This window comes from Gehongia tenuis (assembly GCF_014384795.1).
Taxonomy (GTDB): domain Bacteria; phylum Bacillota; class Clostridia; order Christensenellales; family NSJ-53; genus Gehongia; species Gehongia tenuis.
The window spans coordinates 656,808-677,481 of the sequence record NZ_JACRSR010000001.1 but is presented as its reverse complement, the minus strand read 5'-3'; the positions used below and the strand labels follow the sequence as shown (position 1 = coordinate 677,481).

Genomic DNA, 20,674 nt, shown 5'->3' with positions numbered 1-20,674 from the left:
ATCCGTCGTCCGCTTTAAACGAGCACCGTGAAGGTGGTGCGTCCCTCTCCGCTCTCCGCCCAAATCCGGCCCCGGTGATTGTCCACGATCCTTTTGGCGATGGCAAGCCCGAGTCCGTAGCCGCCCTTCGCCCGGGCCCTGGAGGAGTCCTCCCGGTAGAAGCGTTCAAAGACGTGCTCAAGATGCTCCGGCGCGATCTCCGCTCCGGTATTCGTCACCGTGAGCCGGGCCCGCTCCCCGTCCCGGCGCAGGCTCACCCAAACCTTTCCGCCTCTGCCCGCATATTTGAGTGCGTTATCAAGCAGGATGGCCGTCAGCTGGCGGAGCTGATTCTCGTCCCCGGCGCACATGACCCGCCCGCCAATATCGCTCATAAGCTCCACCCCCTCCTCATAGGCCACCGATTCAAAAGGCAGCAGGGCGCTCCACACCGTGTCGCTGAGGGAGATGGTGCCGCCGATCTCCGTCGGTCTTTTGGCGTCGGACTTGGCCAAAAAGAGCATATCGTCCACCAGCGTCTTCATGCGCCTGGCTTCCTCCTTTGTGTTTTCCACCCATTTGATCTGCCGCTCCACCGTATCCTCCCGATGGGCCATGAGAATGTCCGTGTTTGCCAGAATCACCGTCAGCGGCGTTTTGAGCTCATGGGACGCATCCGCCACGAACTGACGCTGCTGCTCCCAGGCCCTTTGCACCGGCCGGAGAGCCAGGTTGGACAAGAATAGGCTGATGAAAAAGAACGCCGCGAGTCCGCCAAGGCCCACGAGCAGCGACGTGCCGATGAGGCTGGCCAGCGACTCCAGCTCATCCTCCATGTCCGCAAAGGCGATCCGTTTGAGGGAGCCGTTCTCCTGCACCATGTAGCGCAGCCTCATGCCCCACAGGATTCCTTCGTCCTCGCCGCCGTCCAAAGCGGCCTTTGCCGCTTTCCTTGCTATCTCCTCGTCCACTTCCACATTGTCCCCCCCGGAGGCCAGAAAGGTTCCTTCCCCATCGGTTACCGCCCAAAAAACCGGGACCCTGGTCAAAAAATCATCGGGCTTGCGGTTGCCAAGCTCCATCTTGGGCGGCGTCCCCCCAAAGAGCAGAACCCGCTCCATGGCGTCACAGCTCTCCTTTTCCAGCCGCTGATAGCTGGAAAAGCACAGCACGGCAAAGACGATGACGAGCACCAGCGTGACCAGCGCCATGTTGATCAGCACAAATTTCCGCCTCAGCTTATGAATCATCTTCCGCCTCCAGCCGGTAACCCACCTTGCGCACCGTACCGATTCCCACCCGAGATCCCAAAAAGAAAAACTTTTTGCGCAGAAAGGAGATGTAGGCTTCCACATTGTTGTCCTCGGCTCCGGACTCCATGCCCCACACCTTGGTGATGAGCTCCTCCTTTGGAACCACCTTCGAGGGGTTCAGCATGAGGATCCTCAGCACCTCAAATTCCTTGAAGCCAAGGTGCACCGACCGTCCCGCCCGCTCCAGGGCGTAGGTGGACAGGTTCAAGGTGAGGTCGTCAAACTGGAGCTTCTCCAGCGCCACCTCCCCCTGACGCCTTGAGAGGGCCCGGATGCGGGCGAGCAGCTCCTCCGGCGCAAAGGGCTTGGTCATGTAGTCATCGGCGCCGCAGTCCAATCCCGCCACCTTGTCGGTGGTCTCATCCTTGGCGGTGAGCAGCAAAACGGGCGTGGCCACCTGCGCCTCCCGAAGGGCGCGCACAACAGCAAAGCCGTCCTTCCCCGGCAGCATCACATCCAGCACGATCACATCGTACTGGCCGCCAAGGCCATAGTCCAGTCCGTCCGTTCCATTGTAAACCGTGTCCACCGCATACTTTTGTTCACTCATGATCTGGCTTAGCGCATCGGCCAGCCGGACCTCATCCTCCACGATCAGCACCCGCACAAAAAATCACCTCTTTTTTATCATAACAGAACCTACGTCCACATTCTAGCAGTTCAATCTGAAAATAGTCTGAAAGGGCGTTTTCAGACTATTTTAAGGCGAGTGCGCTATGCTAATACCGTGATCAAACCTGTTTTTTTGGAGGTAAGTATGTCCGACCTGTATGTCTTTAAACGCTACGAGAAAAAGTATCTGATCAGCACGGCCCAGCACCGCGCCCTCGTCAAAGCCATCTCCCCCGCGATGACGGCGGACGAATTCGGTCTGCACGCCATCTGCAATCTCTACTTCGACACCGATGGATTTGACCTCATCCGGACCTCCATCGAAAAGCCCGTCTATAAGGAAAAGCTTCGGCTCCGAAGCTATGGCGTGCCCGGCCCGGACGACCGGGTGTTTCTTGAAATCAAGAAAAAGTTTAAGAAGATCGTCTACAAAAGACGGGCACCCCTTACCCTTCGGGAGCTGGAGGGCTATCTGGCCTATGGCCTCCATCCGGCCGGGGGCGGACAGGTCATGCGGGAGATTGATTGGTTCATGGCGCGCTACCGGCCCTACCCAAGAGCCTACATCGCTTACGACCGCATTGCCTATCTGGGCAGCAGCGATCCCAATCTTCGTATCACCTTCGACCATGACATCCGCTTTCGCGCCTCCCAGCTGGATCTTGCCCGGGGGGATTGGGGAAGCCCGGTGCTCCAAAAGGACCAGGTGCTCATGGAGATCAAGATTCCGGGCAGCATGCCCCTTTGGCTGAACCACATCCTGACGGATCTTGCCATCTTCCCCACCTCCTTCTCCAAGTATGGAACCTGCTACCAAAAATTTCTTATTCGTGAAGGGAGCGATTCGCTGTGCTTAACAGCATCCTGAACAACACCGCCGCCACGTCCGTCACCCTGCCCAGCCTCCTTTTGTGCATCCTAGCTTCCCTCGTTCTTGGCGTCGGGATCGCCCTTATCTACATGTACAAAAACGTGTACAGCAAGAACTTCGTGATCACCCTTGCTCTTCTCCCGGCCATGGTGCAGATCGTCATCATGCTGGTGAACGGCAACCTTGGCACCGGCATTGCGGTGATGGGCGCCTTCAGCCTGGTGCGCTTCCGCTCGGTGCCCGGCAGCGCCCGGGAGATCGGCAGCATCTTCTTTGCCATGGCCGTGGGGCTCGCCACCGGCATGGGATACCTTGGCATCGCCTTCTTGTTCCTCGTCATCGTGGGACTGATGACGGTGCTTCTGGTGAGCATCCGCTTCGGCGAACCCCGCAGGCGGGAGAAGGAGCTCAAAATAACGATCCCCGAAAATCTTGATTATACAGGAATTTTCGATGATCTGTTCGAAAAGTATACCAAGAGCGCCGAACTCATCCGGGTGCGCACCACCAGCATGGGCAGCCTGTATGAGCTCAGTTACCACATCACCCTCAGGAAAGAGGGCATTGAAAAGGAATTCATCGACGAAATCAGGTGCCGCAACGGCAATCTCAACATTGCCTGCGGCCGTGCCCCCGTAAACCGGGATGAATTATAGGAGGTAAATATGAAACTTCGATATGGAGCTTTGGCTCTCATTCTATCCGGAGCGCTGGTCCTTAGCGGCTGCAGCGGGGACGCCGCCTCCCCCGGCGCCACAGGCGGCACCGGTGCCAGCGGCGGAACGGCCGGCGCATCCTCCGGCGCCGGCCAAAGCGTACAATCCACCGACGGCGTGACGGAGGTCGCCGTCCTTGCTGCGGCCGCGGATGGGGAGGATCTCGACGCCAGTTACGATGGCGGCGCGTCCATCATCCTTGAGGGCGGTTCCGCAAAAACCGACGCCGTTGGCGTTGCCGTGTCGGGCAGCACCGTCACCATCGGAGTTTCCGGCATCTACATCTTAAGCGGCACCCTGGATGACGGACAGATCATCGTCGACGCGGGCAGCGAGGACACGGTGCGCCTTGTTCTCAGCGGCGTACGCATCGGCTGCTCCACCAGTGCGCCCATCTACTGCAAAAAGGCGGATAAACTCATCGTCACCCTGGCGGAAGGCACAGAAAACGTGCTGACCGACGGCGAGAGCTACGCTTATGCCGAAGGCGAGGATGAACCGGACGCCTGTCTTTTCAGCAAGGACGATCTCACGCTGAACGGCAGCGGCAGCCTCACCGTGACGGGCAGTTTCGGCAACGGCATCGGCACGAAGGACGACCTCGTCATCACCGGCGGCACCTACGCCATCACCGCGGCGGGCGACGGCCTGCGGGGCCGGGACGGTGTGATCATCACGGGAGGCATCTTTGACATCACCTGCGGAAATGACGGCATCAAATCGAACAACAACGAGGATGGCGAAAAGGGCTGGATCAGCCTGGAAGGCGGCAGCTTCTCCATCACCGCCGATCATGACGCCGTGCAGGCCGAGACCCAGCTCCAGGTGAGCGGCGGCGATTTCACCTTCATCACCGGCGGCGGCAGTGCCAATGCCAGCACCGATGCCAATGGCGATCCCCGGGCCGAATGGGGCAGGTGGGGCGAAGCTGACGGGGCGGAAACGGAGGACGGCGCCTCGGACAGCGCCAAAGGCCTCAAGGCCGGAACAGCCCTTCTCATCACCGGCGGCACCTTCGCCCTTGACACTTCTGACGACTGCCTGCACTGCAACGGGAACGTCACCCTCTCCGGCGGCGCCTATACCCTGGCCAGCGGCGATGACGGCGTTCACGCCGACGGGGATCTCATTATCAAGGGCGGCGAGCTGACGCTCACCCAAAGCTACGAGGGGCTGGAGGGCTGCACGCTCACCATCCTTGGCGGAACGATGGATATCACGGCCCGGGACGACGGTCTCAATTCCGCCGGCGGCAGCGACACGGCCGATGAGAACCGCATGGGCCAAAATTCCTTTGCCTCCAATGATAACAACTTCATCCGCATCGCCGGCGGCGAGCTGTGCATCGACGCCTCCGGCGACGGCATCGATTCCAACGGCGGCCTGTACTTCGAGGGCGGCACGGTGCTGGTGGAGGGCCCCACCGATGACGGCAATGGAGCGCTGGACTATGCGGGCGCCTGCACCGTGAGCGGCGGCATTCTTATCGCGGCGGGCAGCGCGGGCATGGTGCAGGCGCCGGGCGCCGATTCCGCCCAGCCCGTGCTCATGGTGACCTACACCGAAAATCAGGCGGCGGGTACCCCCATCCGCCTCACCTGCGGCTCCGAAGAGATCGCATCCTTCACGCCGGAAAAGGTCTACCGTTCGGTGATTATCAGCGCACCGGAAATGGAGGATGGCGGAACTTATACCCTCTATGCCGGGGATAGGGAACTCACCTCCCTCACCCTGTCCGGCGCCGTTACCTCCATCTCCAGCGATGGCTCGGCGGCGGGCGGCGGTATGGGCGGCAATGCAATCCCGCAGATGCCCGGAGGCGGCATGGGCGGCGGCAGGCAGGGCGGATTCGGCGGGGGCGCCATGCCCGAGATGCCGGAAGGTGCTTTGCCGGAGGACGGCACATTGCCGGAGATGCCGGAAGGCATGACCCCGCCGGAGGGCGCAAACGGCGTCCTGCCCGAGTCCGGCCTCGAGGGCACCACCTGAAAACAGCAAGGACCTATCTTCCGATAGGTCCTTTTTTCTTTCCCCTAAAGGGGTTTAATGCCCAGAATCAAAATCCACCGCTGCCGGAAAAAAATCTCGCTGCCTTTCCAGTAAGGTGCAAAGCCTGTTTTTTCGCCGCCGCCCAATTCGGCCCTGAGAAGGTCTTTAATCCGCTCCCGGACAGGGGCCGGCGTTTTCGTCAATTCCAGCCAGCTGTTCAAGGATACGGGGATCTCCGTCTTTTCGTAGAGCTTTACACAAAGACCGTGAGCGGTAAAAAGCGCCGTCAGCTCCTCCCCGCTCAGGTTGCGCACATGGGCCGGGTCCCGCATAGCTTCAATCCCGTCCTCCCGGGCCCGAAGCTCCTCCTTCGCCGCCTCCATATCGATGAGAGCAAGCTTGCCGCCGGGCCGCAAAACCCGCACCATCTCCGCAAAGGGCCGCTTTATATCGGGAAAATGGTGGAAGGCCAGCCTGGACAGAGCGATGTCGAAACTGGCGTCCAAAAAAGGGAGTTCCTCGGCATTTCCCTTAACAAAGACCATATTGCGGAGATTCTCCTGCTCCGCGTTCCGTTTACCTGTCTCCAGCATGGCGGGCGTGATGTCCAGGCAGGTCATCGTTCCAACCCTCGGCGCAAGCGCCCGTCCGCATGCGCAGGTTCCCGCCGCAACCTCCAGCGCTCCGTCGTTGGCACAGGGGCTGATCCGCGAGACCGTGTAGTCCAAAAACTCCTTCTTCGAGAAACTCATGGAGAAATGCTCAAAATTCGGGGCCTGGACTGCGAAGGAATCGTGGATTTCTTTCAGATTTGAAGGTTCCATGTCACAGCGCCGTTCCTTTCTCCGGGACGAAGAAGCGTCCCGTGTCCACCCCCTCCAGAGCGAGCAGGCCGATCTTCTTATCGATGCCGCCCGCATAGCCCGTCAGACTGCCGTTTGTGCCCACCACCCGGTGGCAGGGCACGATGATGGAGACGGGATTGTGTCCCACCGCGCCGCCCACCGCCTGCGCGGACATGCTGGTCAGGCCCTTTCTCAGGGCCATCCTCCTTGCGATCTCGCCGTAGGTCATAACCTCGCCATAGGGAATCTCCAGAAGAATCTCCCACACCGCCCGGCGGAAGGGCGAACCGGCAAGACTCAGCGGCGGGATAGAATCCGGGATCTCGCCGCGAAAGTAGCCGTCCAGCCATCGCCCCGTCCGTTCAAAGATAGGCAGATCCCTGAACCGACGCTCCCCGCCCAGCGCGGCCCCAAAATACTTTTGGCCGTCAAACCACAGCCCGGTGAGTTTTTCGCCGTCGCTGGCCAAAGTGATCCCGCCCAGGGGCGAGGCATAGGTATTGATATAGTGCATCTTGTACCTCCAAAAAAGGACGGATGGTTCCCCACCCGTCCGATTGCACTTCGGCGCGTTACGCGTTTTTCCCGCAGCACTTCTTGTATTTTTTGCCGCTGCCACAGGGGCAGGGATCATTGCGGCCCACCGTCTTTTCCTTCACAAAAACCTTGGAGGCGCGGTATTCCTTGGTGATCTCCCTGCGCCGCTCTTCACTCAGGATGCCTTCCCACTCGGGCAGATTGTACAGCCAATCCGCCTTGGCGTCCAGCATGTTGAAATAAAGCTTCTCGTAGTCGATGTCCAGCTTGACCGGCGTGGTCTCCTCCAGGGCATCGAGATCGATCTCCTCTTTGAGGCTGGTGTTGATGCCATCAATGAATCCGGAAAAGACCATGTTCTCCATATCAAAGAACTTGGCCAGCTCCTCCACCGTCCCCTCGTACACCTTGGGATCGGCTAGGATCTTTTTGTAATTCTCCTTTTCCTGATTGAAATACTCCTGCCAAAAGGCCTCCTGCTGCTGAGGCGTTTGCTGCATCTTGGCCAGATTACTCCACTGTTCGTACAGCTTCACGGTAGGCTCACTCCTTACGCGTATTTTTTATCCAGCCGTTCCCGAACGGCTTTGAGGAAATCTTCCGAATTGACCTTTTGCTTGCCCGGCACATCGGAGAGGATGTAGAGATCGCCGGTCAAAACGCCCGCTTCGATGGTCTCGATGGTAGCGGCCTCCAGGTTGTCCGCAAACTTCTCGAGCTCCGGCAGGCCGTCCAGCTCGCCCCGCTTTCTCAAGGCGCCGGTCCAGGCAAAGAGGGTGGCCACCGAATTGGTGGAGGTCTCCTCCCCCTTCAAATGCTTGTAATAGTGGCGGGTCACCGTGCCGTGGGCCGCCTCGTATTCATAGTTGCCCTCCGGCGATACCAGGATGGAGGTCATCATGGCAAGGCTGCCGAAGGCGGTTGCGAGCATGTCGCTCATTACGTCGCCGTCATAGTTCTTGCAGGCCCACACGAACCCGCCCTCCGAGCGAATCACCCGGGCCACGGCATCGTCGATCAGGGTGTAGAAATACTCGATGCCCGCCGCCTCAAAGCGCGTCTTATACTCCCTGTCGTAGATATCCTGGAAGATATCCTTGAAGTGATGATCATAGATCTTGGAGATGGTATCCTTGGTGGAGAACCAAAGATCCTGCTTTACGCTGAGGGCGTAGTTGAAGCAGGCCCGTGCAAAGCTCTCGATGGAAGAGTCGGTATTGTGCATGCCCTGCACGATGCCCTCGCCTTGGAAGGAGAAGATCTCCTGGCACTTTTTTGTGCCGTCCGGCGCGGTGATGACAAGCTCCGCCCTGCAGCCCGCGGGAACGGCCATCTCGCTGGCCTTGTACACATCGCCATAGGCGTGGCGGGCGATAGTGATGGGTTTCTTCCAGCCGGGAACCAGTGGATGAATCCCCTTCACCAGGATGGGCGCCCGGAACACCGTACCGTCCAAAATGGCGCGGATGGTGGCGTTGGGGCTCTTCCACATGCCGTGAAGCTTATATTCGTCCATGCGCTGGGCGTTGGGCGTGATGGTGGCGCACTTGACGCCCACACCGTATTTTTTGATGGCCTCCGCCGCGTCCACCGTCACCTGATCCTTTGTCTCATCCCGGTGGGGCAGACCCAGGTCGTAGTATTCGCTTTTGAGATCCACATAGGGCAAAATGAGCTCATCCTTGATCATCTTCCAAAGGATGCGGGTCATCTCATCCCCGTCCATCTCCACCAGCGGCGTTTTCATGGCAATCGGCTGCATCGTAAATCCCCCTTCGTTTCTTTTGTTTAGGCTCTCGGTTTGGCGTTGACCCTGCAGAACTCACCGATGAAGGGCAGCTCAAACCATTGTCCATTGTAACTTTTGATACCGCAAAGAATAAGGACCATCCAGCCTCCGAAGGACAGCACGGCTCTTAGGATGCCGCCCACAAAGGGGATCACCCCCAGCACCGCCGAAGCCACCGTGATCGCCAGAGCCAAAATGGTGGCCTGCAGGGCATGGAAACGCACAAAGTAACTTTTCCGCTCCGCCACGAAAACGATGAGGCCGCCCACCCACCAAAATACATAGGCGAGCAGGGTTAAAATGCCCGGTCTTACGTTTAGGGAACTGTCGCTGGGCTCGTAGTTGTTCTCGGGATAGCTCATGGTCCCATCTCCTTTGGTAAAAGGTCTCTATTTGACCAGCTTGCCGCCTCCCTTGAACTTTTGCAGCAAGTTGGTATCATAGGCAAAGCTGTTCTCGTTTTTATCCTTCTGGGCGCGGATGGCGATGTCCACCAGCTCGTCGATCTGCTGAGCAAAGGACAGGCCGGAAGGCTCCCAAAGATAGAAGGACATGGAGCCGGGGATGGTGTTGACTTCCCCCACATAGACCGCGTCCGCCTTGGTATCGTAAAGGTAGTCGATGCGGACCACGCCTTTGAGATCGAGGGCCGCAAAAATTTCCCGCGACATCTCCTGTACCTTTTTTGTCACCTCGTTCGAAACCGGCGCCGGCAGCTTGCGCTGCAGGTCCTTCATACCGCCGGAGACCTTGGAGCCGCTCTTGGCGCCGCCGCCCTTCCCGCCCCGCATATATTTTTCCTCAAAGGTCAAAAAGCTTTCCCAGGTGATGGGCTGCTCCAGGAGGGATGCCCTGCAGTCGGCGCCGTAGCCCATGACCGAGCAGTTGAGCTCCATCAGGTTTTCCACGCCCTGCTCCGCCAGGATCTTGCGGTCGTAGTGGCAGGCCACCTCCACCGCTTCCTTGAGGCTCGCCCGGTCCGTGGCTTTGCTGATACCTACGGAGGAGCCGAGGTTCGCGGGCTTGATAAAAATGGGATAGGCCAGCTTTCCCTCGATGCGGTCCAGGATGGCCTCGCTGCCCCTTTTCCATTCGGAACGCTCAAAATAGAGCGAATCCGGCATGGGGAATCCATGGTTCGCGAGGACCGCCTTCATGGTCACCTTATCCATGCAGACGGCGCTGCCCAGCACTCCCGCGCTGGTGTAGGGGATGTTGGCAAGCTCCATGAGGCCCTGAATGCAGCCGTCCTCGCCGCTGGTGCCGTGCAGGCAAAGATAGGCCGCATCCACGGAAATCTTGGTCTGCCTGGCGCCGCCGAAGATGCCCTTTTTCCCCTCCTCCACCAGGATGGCGGGATCGGCCGGGTCCATGGTGAAAGTGAGCCGCTTCACCGCTTCGGGATTAAAATTCTGGTAGGTTTCCATGCGGCGCAGGGCAGAGCCGGTGTAGAAGTTGCCGCTTCGATGGAAATATACGGGGATGATCTCGAAATGATCCTTGTTCGCATTATCCATCACCTGATTGGCGGTGATGATGGAAACGTCGTGTTCCACTGAGCGGCCGCCGTAAATGACCAAAAGATTCTTTTTCATGGGAATCCCTCCTCACTCGTTGTAAAGGTCGGGCAAATCGTTCTCAAAAAGGACGCAGTCCCCCACCTTGGTGATGCCGGCCAATCTCGCCGTGGCCTCGTCGAGATTGGATACGACGATGATATGCTCCTCGGGGAAGCCCTCCTTTAGCAGGCCTTCCGCAATGGGCCGGGTGTGGGCCGGGCCCACCAAAATCGCGTAATCCGCGGCATGGGCCATGAGCCGTCCAAACTTTTCGTTCTCCGCATCCTCCTCCGGCCCCTGTTCGATGAGGCCGGGAGTGATGACGATCTTGCGGCCGGGGAACCCGGAAATCACATCCATGGCGGCCTTGACCCCGGACGGCGACGCGTTGAAGGCGTCGTCGATCACCGTAAGGCCGTTGTTCGTGGGCAGCATCTGCAGTCTGTGCTCCACCGGTTCAATCTTGGAAATGCCCCGGGCGATCTCCTCCATCGTAAGCCCAAGGCTTTTCGCCACCGCCGCACAGCCCAGGATGTTGCCGATATTGTGACGGCCCAGGATTCTCGTTTCGCAGAGGATCTCCTCCCCGCCCATAACCAGCGTGAAGCGGGAACCGAAGGGGCCCACCGTCACGTCCCGCGCCGTCACATCCAGCTTCCGGCCCGCGCCGTCAAAGCCGAACAACACTTTTTCCACATGCTCCGTCTTATCATAGAGAGACAGACAGGGCTCGCTGTCCGCCGGGAAGAAGCCCACGCCGTCCTTCGGCAGGGCCTCGATGAGTTCGTACTTGGTGGCCTGAATGTTCTCAAGGCTCCCAAATGTGTCCATATGCTGGCGGCCCACCGAAGTCAAAAGGCCGTACCTCGGATGGACCAGATCGCACATCTCCTTGATCTCGCCCACGCCCTTGGCGCCCATCTCCGCCACGAAGATTTCCTCCCTGCCGGTGAGCTCCTCCCGGATCACCTTGGCAACGCCCATAGGCGTGTTGTAGCTGTGGGGCGTCACCTTGACGTCGTAGCGTTCGGCCAGTATGGTGCCCAGAATGAACTTGGTGCTGGTCTTGCCGAAGCTGCCGGTGATGCCGATTTTGATCATATCCTCAAAGGAAGCGAGGCGCTTTTCCGCCTGGCGGAAGAACTTTCTTTTCACCATCTTTTCAAAGGGCTGCATGAACCAGGCGGCAAACGCCACCACATAGGGCAGAAGGAGCACCCACAGGGAGACGAGAACGGGCGCTGCAAAGGCGTAGACCGTTCCGCCAAGAAGATCCCCCGCCGCGCCGCCGAGGAGATAGGATAAAAGGCAGCCCGCCCAAAGGAAGATGAGCAGGGCGGTCATCAGCCGCCGCACCCGGGCCGTCACCACAAGGTCCTTTTTCACCGGCTCCCGCTTCATCTTAACGAAGGCCGCGATCACAGCAAGAATCAGCACCGCCATACCCAGCCAGAAGGAATAGTCCCGGGTCGCCGGCACCGCGGCCAGCACGATCTGGCCCGCCACCGCCGCAAGAAACACGAAAAGAAGCGGCCTTATGCTGCGCTTCTTATTCTTGTGGACCCATTTGAGATAGAACTTCACCTCGTAGGTCTCCAGCTGGAGCATATGCAAATAGCGGTAGGACAGCATGAGAAGCGCCATCGCCACCACGAGAAGTCCGAGGACGTATAGAATACCCGTCATGCTTTAACCCCCAAAAAATGTTTCACCGCCGCCATGAAGGTGCCGATCTCCTCCAAATAGGCGAAATGCCCCGCACCCGGCAGCACTACAAGCCCCGCGTCGGGGATCTCCTTTTCCATGATCTTGCCCATGTAAAGGGGCGCCGCATCGTCCCTTTCCCCCCAAAAAAGAAGGCAGGGCGACTGGATGTGGGGAAGACAATAGCGCAGATCCTGATTGACCACTTTGACAAAGGTCTGGCGCATCACGCCGGCGGCATCCCGGTAGTCGGATGATCCGGCCCGGGCCTCGATGCGCTCTCGAAGGGCTTCCCGGACGCCCTTCAGGACGCCCAGCCTTTCCAAAAGGCGGTACACCCGCTTCATCAGCTTATAGGACCAAACCTTGGCGTAATACTTTGCCCCGCGCTTTGGCCGGATGCCCGCGCCGCCGGTGATAACCACCTTCCCCAAAAGCTCCGGGTGCTCCTTACCCATCAGAAGCGTCACCCGCCCGCCAAAGGAGTGGGCGATCACGTGAACCTTGGTAAGCCCAAGCTTTTTCAACAGTTTCACCGTAAGGGCCGTATATTCCGTCACCGACCAGGGCTCCGGCGGCGGATCGCTCTCACCAAATCCGGGGAAATCAAGGGCGATCACCCGGTTCGTGGGAAGAAGGCCTTGAATCACCGGCGCCATACTCTCGACCCGCCCGCCCCAGCCGTGAAGAACCAACACGGCTTCGCCCTGCGGGTTTCCCTCATCCGTATAGCGCACGGTCAGACCATCCAGATCTATTTTCATGGCGCCTCCTTCGCTTCTATCATTTTACGATGGAAAACCATTTTTAAGCAACTTTTTTATGGAATATTCTCCAAATCCCGCTGCCACATGATGATGGCGTCCTCGCCGTTGTCGGCGTAATAGCCCTTCCGCCGGCCAGCGGGTTCAAAGCCAAACTTTTCGTAAAGACGGATCGCACGGAAATTGCTTTCCCGAACCTCCAGGGTCGCGGAGACAACGCCCAGTTCCGCCGCCCGCCTCAAAAGGGCGTCCAGCAGGATCTTGCCGTATCCCAGACCCTGATAGTCCGGGTGGACCGCCACATTGGTGATGTGTCCCTCGTCCAGGACCCTCCAAAAGCCCCCGTAGGCAACCACCCGGCCTGCCGTCTCCCCCACCAGGTAGTGGGCGCATTCATTGTCCCGAACCTCACCAATGAAGGCCTCCCGGCTCCAGGGGGTGGCGAAGCAAAGCCGCTCCATCACCAGCACCGGATCGATATCCTGTAGAGCCATCTCCCGTACCCTCAGCTCAGATGTCAAGGCGTTCACCGGTCCTTTTTTCGTAGGCCTGCTGGGCCTGACTCTTCCTTAAATAGATGGGCAGCGCCTCAAGATAGGAAAGGGAACCGCCCGCCTCGTGCAGCTGAAGCCCAAGCCGCGCCACGCTGGAGGCTCGCTGCACCCATGCGCCGGGCGGCGCGATGAGCGCCCGCTCCCCCATCAGCTCCCTGAGGCTCTCCCGGCACACCGGTACGCCGTCCCCCACAAACAGGACCGGCCCCGCAGGAAGTCTCATCATCCACTCCTCAAGGGCTAAAGCTTCCGGCTCCATCAGCGTCTCGGGAAGGCCGGCCACCTTGTAGAGGGCCGTATAAACCTGACCTCGCCGTGCATCCATGATGGGGCAGACGGGGCAGCCGGCATGGGGCGCGTTCATGGCAAGGGCCGCCAGCGTGGACACCGGGGATACGGGAACCCCGAGGGCATGAGCCAGGGATTTCGCCGTGGTCACACCAATCCGAACGCCGGTAAAGGAGCCAGGCCCCGCCGATACACTGATCACGTCGAGGTCCGCCAAGACCGCTCCGGCCCGTTCCAGCGCCTCCTCCACCATGGGCATCAGCACCAGCGAATGGTTCTTTTGATGATTGGCCGTAATCTCGGAAAGAAGTGCATCCTCCCGTGCCACGGCCACCGAGGCTGACAGCGCGCTCGTCTCCAAAGCCAATGTTAGCATGGTTAAAAACTCCTATTGCAATTCCATCAGGCGGCGCTCCAGCTCCGCGCCCAGTTCACACTGCACGGGCAGAATTTCCACCGTCCGCTCCGTCTCACCGGCTTTTTCAAAGTGGAGCTCGATGCGCCGCTCCGGCAGCGCCTCCCCGGCGTACTCCGCCCATTCCGCGGCGGTGATGCCGTCCGACTCAACGTATTCCTCAAACCCGATATCCATGAGTTCCTCGGGGTTTTTGATCCGATACAAATCGAAATGATATAGAGGCGCTCTTCCCCCCTCATAAATATGAAGAAGGTTGAAGGTGGGACTGGTCACCTCGCCGGAAAAGCCGAGGCCCTGGGCCAGCGCCTTGGTGAAAGTGGTCTTTCCTCCGCCCAGATCTCCGCTCAGTGCAAGAAAGGTCCCCGTGGGAAGAGATTCGCCCAGGATTTTACCCAGGGTCTCCGTACCCTCACAATTCAGGGTGAAACGCATCACTTTTTCCTCCTTCGTCCCGGCCCATTATACCCCAAAGAAGCGGCTGCTGCAAATTACAGTTCGCCCGCCGCCAGTTTGCCGTTCACGTACACCGCGATCACCTTGGTACGAAAATCCAGGGGATGGCCGCTGAACACGGTGAAATCCGCGTCCTTGCCCGCCTTGAGGCTGCCCACCCGGTCGGCGATGCCCGCCATCTCCGCGCCATGAATGGTGATGGCGCGGAGGGCCGCTTCCTCGGACAGGCCCTGACGCACGGCCACCAGCGCGCAAAGGGGCAGGTACTGAATGGGCGTTACGGGGTGATCGGTCATGAGCGCAAACTTGATACCCGCTTTCTCAAAGAGCGCGGGGTTGCCGTCGGAGAGATGGCGCAGCTCCACCTTACCCCGATCACAGATGATGGGCCCTAAAATCACCCGGGCGTGTTCCTCCTTCAGGACGTCCAGAATGAGGGCGCCCTCGGTACAATGCTCAATCGTCATGTCAAGGCCGAACTCCCGGGCGATGCGAAGGGCGGTCATGATATCGTCCGCCCGGTGGGCATGGGCCTTCACCGGGATCTTCCGCTCAAGGGCCAACACCAGCGTTTCCATTTTGAGATCCCGGTCGGGGAGCTTCTCCGGATCCGCATTGCCCAGCTCCAGCTTGCGCTGGTATTCCTGGGCCTCAACAAAGGCCTCCCGCAGCAGCGCCGCCGTGGCCATACGGGTGGCCGGCGCCTTCTCCTGGTCCTTGTAGACCCGCTTTGGGTTCTCTCCAAGGGCTATTTTGAGGGCCTGAGGCTCCTTTACAATCATGTCCTCCACCCTTCTGCCATGGGTCTTTAAGGCCACAAACCGGCCGCCAATCACGTTGGCGCTGCCAGGACCGGTGACCACGGTGGTCACGCCCGCCTCCAGCGCTTCCCGAAAACTTTGATCCAAGGGATTGATAGCGTCGATGGCCCGAAGATGGGGTGTCACAGGATCGGTGGCTTCATTGCCGTCGTCCCCCTCATCCGCCATGCCGTTCTCCCACATACCCACGTGGCAGTGAGCGTCCACAAAGCCCGGCAGCACCCACTTGCCCTTAAGGTCCACCGCCTCGCCCGCCTTCTCCTCTTCGCCCACATAGGCGATCCTGCCGTCCTTTACCTCTATGCAGCCGGATTCAAAGATGTCGCCCTCCATGGTCCATATCCGTCCATTTTTGAAAATCATGTCATGCCTCCTTCATCGAAAGTGAAATTCGATTCTTTTTGAGATCCACGTCCAGCACCGTCACCTCCACCACCTGGCCCACCCGGACCACCTCGGAAGGATGCTTTACGAAATGATCGGACAGCTTTGAAACGTGAACGAAGCCGTCCCGGTGGACCCCGATATCCACGAAGGCCCCGAAATCCACCACGTTCCTCACCGTGCCGGTGAGCTTCATGCCCGGCTTCACATCCTCGATCTCCAGAACGTCCCCCTTGAGCAGGACCGGCGGCAGATTCTCCCGGATGTCCCGGCCAGGTTTTTCCAGCTCCTTCACAATGTCCGTGAGGGTGGGCAGACCCACTTTGAGCCGCTCCGCCCACGCGGGAAGCTCCTTTTCGGATGGAGCCTTGTGCATACCTTCCTTTAAGTTTGCCCCAAAGGCTCCCAATTCCTTCAACAATTCACGGGCAATCTTGTAGGATTCGGGATGAACGCCGGTTGCGTCCAAAATTTCTTCCCCGTTCAGCACCCGAAGGAAGCCCGCGCACTGTTCAAAAGCCTTGGGCCCCAGCTTCTCCACCTTTTTAAGCGCCTTCCGGCTGGTAAAGGGCCCGTGTTCCTCCCGGAAGCGCACGATATTTTGGGCCAGCGCCGGCGTGATGCCCGCCACATGACGCAGCAGGGGGACCGAAGCCGTGTTGACGTCCACGCCCACGGCGTTCACCGAATCCTCCACCACACCGTCCAGCACCTCCGCGAGCCGCTTCTGCTCCACATCGTGCTGGTACTGGCCCACGCCGATGGCCCGGGGCTCGATCTTCACCAGTTCGGACAGCGGGTCCTGCAGGCGCCGGGCGATGGACACCGCCGACCTCAGGGAGACATCGTAGTCCGGAAACTCCTTCGCCGCAAGCTCGGAAGCCGAATAGACCGAGGCCCCCGCTTCGCTGACGATGGTGTAGGAAACCTTCCGCGGAAGCTCCCTCAGCACCTCCGCCACCACCTTCTCACTTTGCCGGGAGGCGGTTCCGTTGCCGATGGCCACCACGTCCACCTGAAAGCGGTTCATGAGCGCCGCAAGCTCCCTTTTCGCCTTCGCGGTATCGTGATGCTCCAGGGTCATGTACACCACCGACGTGGCCAGCACCCTGCCCGAGGGGTCCACCACCGCAATCTTGCAGCCCGTCCGGAAACCGGGGTCCACGCCCATGACCACCTTGCCGGTGAGGGGCGGCTGCATCAAAAGCTGTTTGAGGTTCATGCCAAATACGGCGATGGCCTGTTCCTCCGCCGCACGGGTCATCTCGCTGCGCACCTGCCGCACGATGGCGGGCATGAACAGCCGTTTGTATCCATCGGCGATGGCCGCCGCCGCTTCCTCGCCGCCCGGCGTGCCCGGATATTTCACCCTGCGCTTGAAACGGGCGAGCAGCGCCTCGTCATCCAGGGCAAGCTCCACCTTGAGGCTGCCTTCCCGTTCGCCCCGGTTCACCGCCAGCACCCGGTGGGAAGCCATCCGCCGGATGGGTTCGGCATAGTCAAAATACATCTGATACACGTCCTCCGCCCCATCCTTCGCGGAGGTTTTCACCATGCCGTGCTCCATCATCTCCCGCCGGGCCACCCCCCGGGCGCCGGCATCCTCGGCAAATTCTTCCGCCAGTATGTCCCGCGCTCCCGCCAGCGCCTCCTCGATAGAAGCGACGCCCCCGTCGGGGTTTACATAATTTTTTGCTGCCGCTGCCGTGTCCGGCACCCGCTCATTTTGGAGCGTCCTCGCCAGACCTTCAAGACCCTTTTCCCGGGCTGCCATGGCCCGGGTGCGGCGCTTCGGACGGTAGGGCTCATAGAGGTCCTCCACCTCCTGCAGGGTGAGCGCGGCTTTCACTTTGCCATCCAGCGCCTCCGTCCATTTTCCGAGCTCGGTCAGCCGCTCCAGCACGTCCTTCTTGCGCTTGTCAAGGCCGCGAAGGTATTCCAGGCGTTCGGTCAAATGACGCAGGGTGGTGTCGTCAAGACCCCCCGTCGTCTCCTTGCGGTAGCGGGCGATAAAGGGCACCGTCGCCCCGCCGTCCAGGAGCTTCACCGTTTCCTCCACCTGCTTTGGCCGGATTTTAAGCTCCTTTGCCAGCTGTTCTATCAGTTTCATGCTCCGCCTCCATCCCCTTCCATTCCGCCGCGGGATCCCTATTTTTTTCCGCTTAGTTCATTGTCGCTGGATTGGCAGGCTTTGTCAACAATTCCCTCCAGCCGAAAGCAAAACGAAAACGCCGGCTTTCGCCGGCGTTTCCTATGAGGTTAACAGCACATGAAAGGGTCGCTGGGTTAAGGGATGATGTAGCCCTTCTCCTCCATGTAGGCGATGGCTTCCTCATCGGTGGTCATGTACTCGATGAACGCTTTCACCACACCCTCCGGTTCCTCCTTGGTGAGCAAAAGGAAGGGGCGGGACAGGGCGTAGTCACCGCTTTTGACGTTATCCGCGGTGGGTTCCACCTCGTCCATGGTGAGGGCGGCGATCTCATAGTTCTCCACGATGCCCATGGACATGTATCCGATGGCGTTTGGTTCGCCCTCGATGGTCTTGCCCACGTCCCCGTTGGAATTCACCACCAGGCACAGCTTGTCGTCGATCTGTCCTTCGCCGAGGACCAGTTCCTCGAAGGCACCCCGGGTGCCGGAGGTGGATTCGCGGGTGACCAGAACGATCTCGCCGTCGTTTCCGCCCACGTCCTTCCAGTTGGTGATCTCACCCTTGTAGATCTGGGCCAGCTGTTCCTTCGTCAATCCCTTGACCGGATTTTCGGGATTGACCACCACCGAGATCCCGTCCAGGCAAAGCTGGGTGGCGGTGAGAGGCTGTTCGTCATCCTTCAGTTCGCGGGAAGCCATGCCGATATCGGCGCTGCCGTCCATAGCGGCCTGAATCCCGGGGCCGGAGCCGTTCTGCTCCACGCTGATATCCACATCGGGATATTTGGCATGGAACATTTCCTGCAGGGCGGTGACCACCGGACCCACCGAGGTGGAACCGACCATGGTGATTTCACCTTCCAGCGCCTCCGGGGCAGCTTCGGGGGTGGCCTCAGCGGAAGCGGGCGCGCTGCTGGCGGAGGGTTTGGCCGATGCGGCGGCACTGGCAGAGGGCGTCGCGGCGTCCCCGCCGCCGCAGCCCGCAAACAGCACGGCGGTCATGGCAACGGCCACAGTGAGGCCGGCCCATTTGTTCATCTTCATGTTTCTCATCCTCCTTGATTTCATCTCTCTCTTGGACGGGTATAGCGTATCAAGCCCATGTTAAATGAAACCTATCCTCCCGTTAACGGCGTGTTAACTCGCGTTAAAACAAAAAAAAGACCGTCCGCAGACGGTCTTTGGGCAGGAATTAATTCAATTTGACTTTGGGAATATGCACCGTAAAGGCGGTGCCTTTGCCTTCCTCGCTTTGAACGTCGATGGTGCCTTTCATGGCCAAAACGATATGTTTGACAATGGCAAGGCCAAGACCGGTGCCGCCAAGGGCCCGGGACCTCCCCTTATCCACCCGGTAGAAGCGCTCGAACAGCCGCGGGATATGCTCCTTTGCGATGCCGATGCCCGTATCCGACACGCTGAAAATGAGCGTCTCTCCGGCGTTCCGCACCGACACCGCCACCCGTCCGCCCTCCGGCGTATACTTGAGCGCGTTGTCCACCAGATTGAGGATCATCTGCCGCCCGTCGTCCGCTTTCACCCGCACCAAAAGGGGACCGGGGTCCACCGATACCGTAAGTTCCAGTCCCCGCTTTCTGGCCGTCTCCGCCAGCATCTCCGCGGTATCCTCCACCAGCCTGCCGAAGTGGACGGGCTCGGGAAGCGGCTCGCCGGGTGCCTCCTGCTGGTTCTCCATGCGCGAAAGATTCAAAATGTCGTTGATGAGCCGGGTTAGGCGGTCGGCCTCCTCATCGATGATGGTCAAAAAGCGTTTCGCCTGTTCCGGCTGTTCCAGGGCGCCGTCCCGCAGCGTCTCCGCAAAACCCTTGATGGAGGTGAGGGGCGTTTTGAGCTCGTGGGACACGTTGGCCACAAATTCCTTGCGCATCACTTCCAGCTTTCTCAGCTCCGTCACATCCTCCATGACCGCCACCGCCCCAATGGTCTTTTCGCCCTGGATCATGGGCGCAATGGCCATGCGCAGGAACCGCTCGCCCATGCGCTGTTCCCGGCGCACCGTTTCATGAAGACGCATGACGCTGATCAAGATGCCCTCAAGGTTTGGGTCCCAGAGCACATCCATGATGTGTTCATCCTTCTTAATCCGCGTTTCCAGCATGCGCTCGGCCGCCGGGTTGAACATGATGACCCGAAGATAGGGGCTTACGGCGACCACACCGCTGGACATGGCGGTGAGCACGGTGGAAATCCGCGCATTATTTTCATTCAATTCCCTCAGCGTATTGTTCATGGCTTCGGTCATCACCGCCACCGACTGGGTCAGCTCCCGCATCTCGCCCTCGCCCTCCACGGCCACCTTCTGCTCCCAGTGACCTTCGGCGATGCGGTGGGCGGTCCGCGTGATGCGAAGGACCGGCTCGGACAGGCTGTGGGAAAGCCGCCGGGCGATAACAAGGCTCACGGCCAAAATGCAAAGAAGTGCCGCGATGAGGATCCACCAGGCGCTGTTCATGCGCTCGAAGGCCGAAACCAGCGGGACCGAAAGACGCACAATGATGCCGTCCCCGCCCCGGAAAGCCACATAGAGCCGGTCTTCGCCGGTGGTGGCACTGCGCCGGCGGTCATAGCCCGTGCCTTCCTCCCGCGCCTCACGGATCTCCCGGCGGTATTCGTGGCTGGCCATGATGCCGGGATCGGCCGCGGAATCGGCCAGCACCTTGCCGCCCGAATCCACGATGGTCACCCGGGTGCCGGATGCTTCGGCAAAATCCCGCGCCAGCTCCTGATAGCCGTCCGGCGCTTCCTTCTGCCGCTCTCTGTCCAGCACCCTCGCCTCCCGAAGAAGGGTGTCCCTGGCGCCAGCCGCATAGTCCCGCTCCATAAACCATACGGAAAAAACCGCCATGGCCAGCGCCGCAAAGACGCTGAGACCCAAAATGGCGGTAAAAATTCGCTTTCTCATC

At 59.8% G+C, this 20,674-nt stretch carries 20 protein-coding genes; 3 read left to right on the top strand and 17 right to left on the bottom strand.

Annotation, left to right across the window (positions count from 1 at the left end):
- Positions 1 to 14: 14 nt before the first annotated feature.
- Together H8696_RS03440 and H8696_RS03435 are read right to left on the bottom strand one after the other, a co-directional pair.
- A complete protein-coding gene (locus H8696_RS03440) occupies positions 15 to 1,229 on the bottom strand; it encodes a sensor histidine kinase (protein ID WP_249314949.1) in 1,215 nt (404 codons plus the stop codon).
- The gene (locus H8696_RS03435) at positions 1,219 to 1,899 is read right to left on the bottom strand and encodes a response regulator transcription factor (RefSeq protein WP_249314947.1); all 681 of its coding nucleotides are present in this window, start codon (positions 1,897 to 1,899) and stop codon (positions 1,219 to 1,221) included. The genes H8696_RS03440 and H8696_RS03435 overlap by 11 nt, the downstream gene beginning before the upstream one ends.
- A 150-nt stretch (positions 1,900 to 2,049) precedes the next feature.
- Between H8696_RS03435 and H8696_RS03430 the strand changes: the two genes are divergently transcribed.
- Genes H8696_RS03430 through H8696_RS03420 form a run of 3 tightly spaced genes read left to right on the top strand, consistent with a single transcriptional unit; the run spans position 2,050 to position 5,480 of the window.
- Complete coding sequence (locus tag H8696_RS03430) at positions 2,050 to 2,772, top strand: polyphosphate polymerase domain-containing protein (protein ID WP_249314945.1); 723 nt, start codon at positions 2,050 to 2,052, stop codon at positions 2,770 to 2,772.
- Positions 2,754 to 3,431, top strand: coding sequence for a DUF4956 domain-containing protein (locus H8696_RS03425; RefSeq protein WP_249314943.1), 678 nt, complete (start codon positions 2,754 to 2,756; stop codon positions 3,429 to 3,431). The genes H8696_RS03430 and H8696_RS03425 overlap by 19 nt, the downstream gene beginning before the upstream one ends.
- A 9-nt stretch (positions 3,432 to 3,440) precedes the next feature.
- Positions 3,441 to 5,480 carry a carbohydrate-binding domain-containing protein gene (locus H8696_RS03420; RefSeq protein WP_249314941.1) on the top strand — a complete coding sequence of 680 codons (2,040 nt, stop codon included), beginning with the start codon at positions 3,441 to 3,443 and terminating at the stop codon, positions 5,478 to 5,480.
- A gap of 44 nt (positions 5,481 to 5,524) precedes the next feature.
- Here H8696_RS03420 and H8696_RS03415 read toward each other — a convergent pair whose 3' ends face one another.
- From H8696_RS03415 to pnpS, 15 genes are all read right to left on the bottom strand, one after another.
- Positions 5,525 to 6,232, bottom strand: a complete 708-nt coding sequence (locus tag H8696_RS03415; protein ID WP_249314940.1) for a class I SAM-dependent methyltransferase — start codon at positions 6,230 to 6,232, stop codon at positions 5,525 to 5,527.
- Between the two features lie 73 nt (positions 6,233 to 6,305).
- Positions 6,306 to 6,839, bottom strand: a complete 534-nt coding sequence (locus tag H8696_RS03410) for a methylated-DNA--[protein]-cysteine S-methyltransferase (RefSeq protein WP_249314938.1) — start codon at positions 6,837 to 6,839, stop codon at positions 6,306 to 6,308.
- A 58-nt stretch (positions 6,840 to 6,897) separates the two neighbouring features.
- Entirely contained in the window at positions 6,898 to 7,398 is a 501-nt protein-coding gene (locus H8696_RS03405) for an SEC-C metal-binding domain-containing protein (RefSeq protein ID WP_249314936.1), read from the bottom strand.
- A 14-nt stretch (positions 7,399 to 7,412) separates the two neighbouring features.
- Positions 7,413 to 8,624, bottom strand: coding sequence for an NADP-dependent isocitrate dehydrogenase (locus H8696_RS03400; protein WP_249314934.1), 1,212 nt, complete (start codon positions 8,622 to 8,624; stop codon positions 7,413 to 7,415).
- A 26-nt stretch (positions 8,625 to 8,650) separates the two neighbouring features.
- Positions 8,651 to 9,013 (bottom strand): DUF4870 domain-containing protein, encoded by a 363-nt coding sequence (locus H8696_RS03395; RefSeq protein ID WP_249314932.1) that lies wholly within the window; start codon positions 9,011 to 9,013, stop codon positions 8,651 to 8,653.
- A gap of 27 nt (positions 9,014 to 9,040) precedes the next feature.
- Positions 9,041 to 10,246 carry a D-alanine--D-alanine ligase family protein gene (locus tag H8696_RS03390; protein ID WP_249314930.1) on the bottom strand — a complete coding sequence of 402 codons (1,206 nt, stop codon included), beginning with the start codon at positions 10,244 to 10,246 and terminating at the stop codon, positions 9,041 to 9,043.
- Between the two features lie 12 nt (positions 10,247 to 10,258).
- Positions 10,259 to 11,896 (bottom strand): UDP-N-acetylmuramoyl-tripeptide--D-alanyl-D-alanine ligase, encoded by a 1,638-nt coding sequence (locus H8696_RS03385; RefSeq protein ID WP_249314929.1) that lies wholly within the window; start codon positions 11,894 to 11,896, stop codon positions 10,259 to 10,261.
- Complete coding sequence (locus tag H8696_RS03380; RefSeq protein ID WP_249314927.1) at positions 11,893 to 12,678, bottom strand: alpha/beta fold hydrolase; 786 nt, start codon at positions 12,676 to 12,678, stop codon at positions 11,893 to 11,895. Before H8696_RS03380 ends, H8696_RS03385 begins: the two co-directional genes overlap by 4 nt.
- A gap of 56 nt (positions 12,679 to 12,734) precedes the next feature.
- Positions 12,735 to 13,172, bottom strand: coding sequence for a ribosomal protein S18-alanine N-acetyltransferase (gene rimI / locus H8696_RS03375; protein WP_249314926.1), 438 nt, complete (start codon positions 13,170 to 13,172; stop codon positions 12,735 to 12,737).
- Between the two features lie 16 nt (positions 13,173 to 13,188).
- Positions 13,189 to 13,896 carry a tRNA (adenosine(37)-N6)-threonylcarbamoyltransferase complex dimerization subunit type 1 TsaB gene (gene tsaB / locus H8696_RS03370; protein ID WP_249314925.1) on the bottom strand — a complete coding sequence of 236 codons (708 nt, stop codon included), beginning with the start codon at positions 13,894 to 13,896 and terminating at the stop codon, positions 13,189 to 13,191.
- 12 nt (positions 13,897 to 13,908) lie between these two features.
- A complete protein-coding gene (tsaE, locus tag H8696_RS03365) occupies positions 13,909 to 14,370 on the bottom strand; it encodes a tRNA (adenosine(37)-N6)-threonylcarbamoyltransferase complex ATPase subunit type 1 TsaE (RefSeq protein ID WP_249314924.1) in 462 nt (153 codons plus the stop codon).
- A 56-nt stretch (positions 14,371 to 14,426) separates the two neighbouring features.
- Positions 14,427 to 15,575: an amidohydrolase gene (locus H8696_RS03360; protein ID WP_249314919.1), complete on the bottom strand. Its 1,149-nt coding sequence runs from the start codon at positions 15,573 to 15,575 to the stop codon at positions 14,427 to 14,429.
- 1 nt (position 15,576) lies between these two features.
- Entirely contained in the window at positions 15,577 to 17,706 is a 2,130-nt protein-coding gene (locus tag H8696_RS03355; protein WP_249314918.1) for a Tex family protein, read from the bottom strand.
- A gap of 176 nt (positions 17,707 to 17,882) precedes the next feature.
- Positions 17,883 to 18,794: a phosphate ABC transporter substrate-binding protein gene (locus H8696_RS03350; protein ID WP_249314916.1), complete on the bottom strand. Its 912-nt coding sequence runs from the start codon at positions 18,792 to 18,794 to the stop codon at positions 17,883 to 17,885.
- A 148-nt stretch (positions 18,795 to 18,942) separates the two neighbouring features.
- Positions 18,943 to 20,673: a two-component system histidine kinase PnpS gene (gene pnpS / locus H8696_RS03345; protein ID WP_249314914.1), complete on the bottom strand. Its 1,731-nt coding sequence runs from the start codon at positions 20,671 to 20,673 to the stop codon at positions 18,943 to 18,945.
- Between the last annotated feature and the right edge of the window lies 1 nt (position 20,674).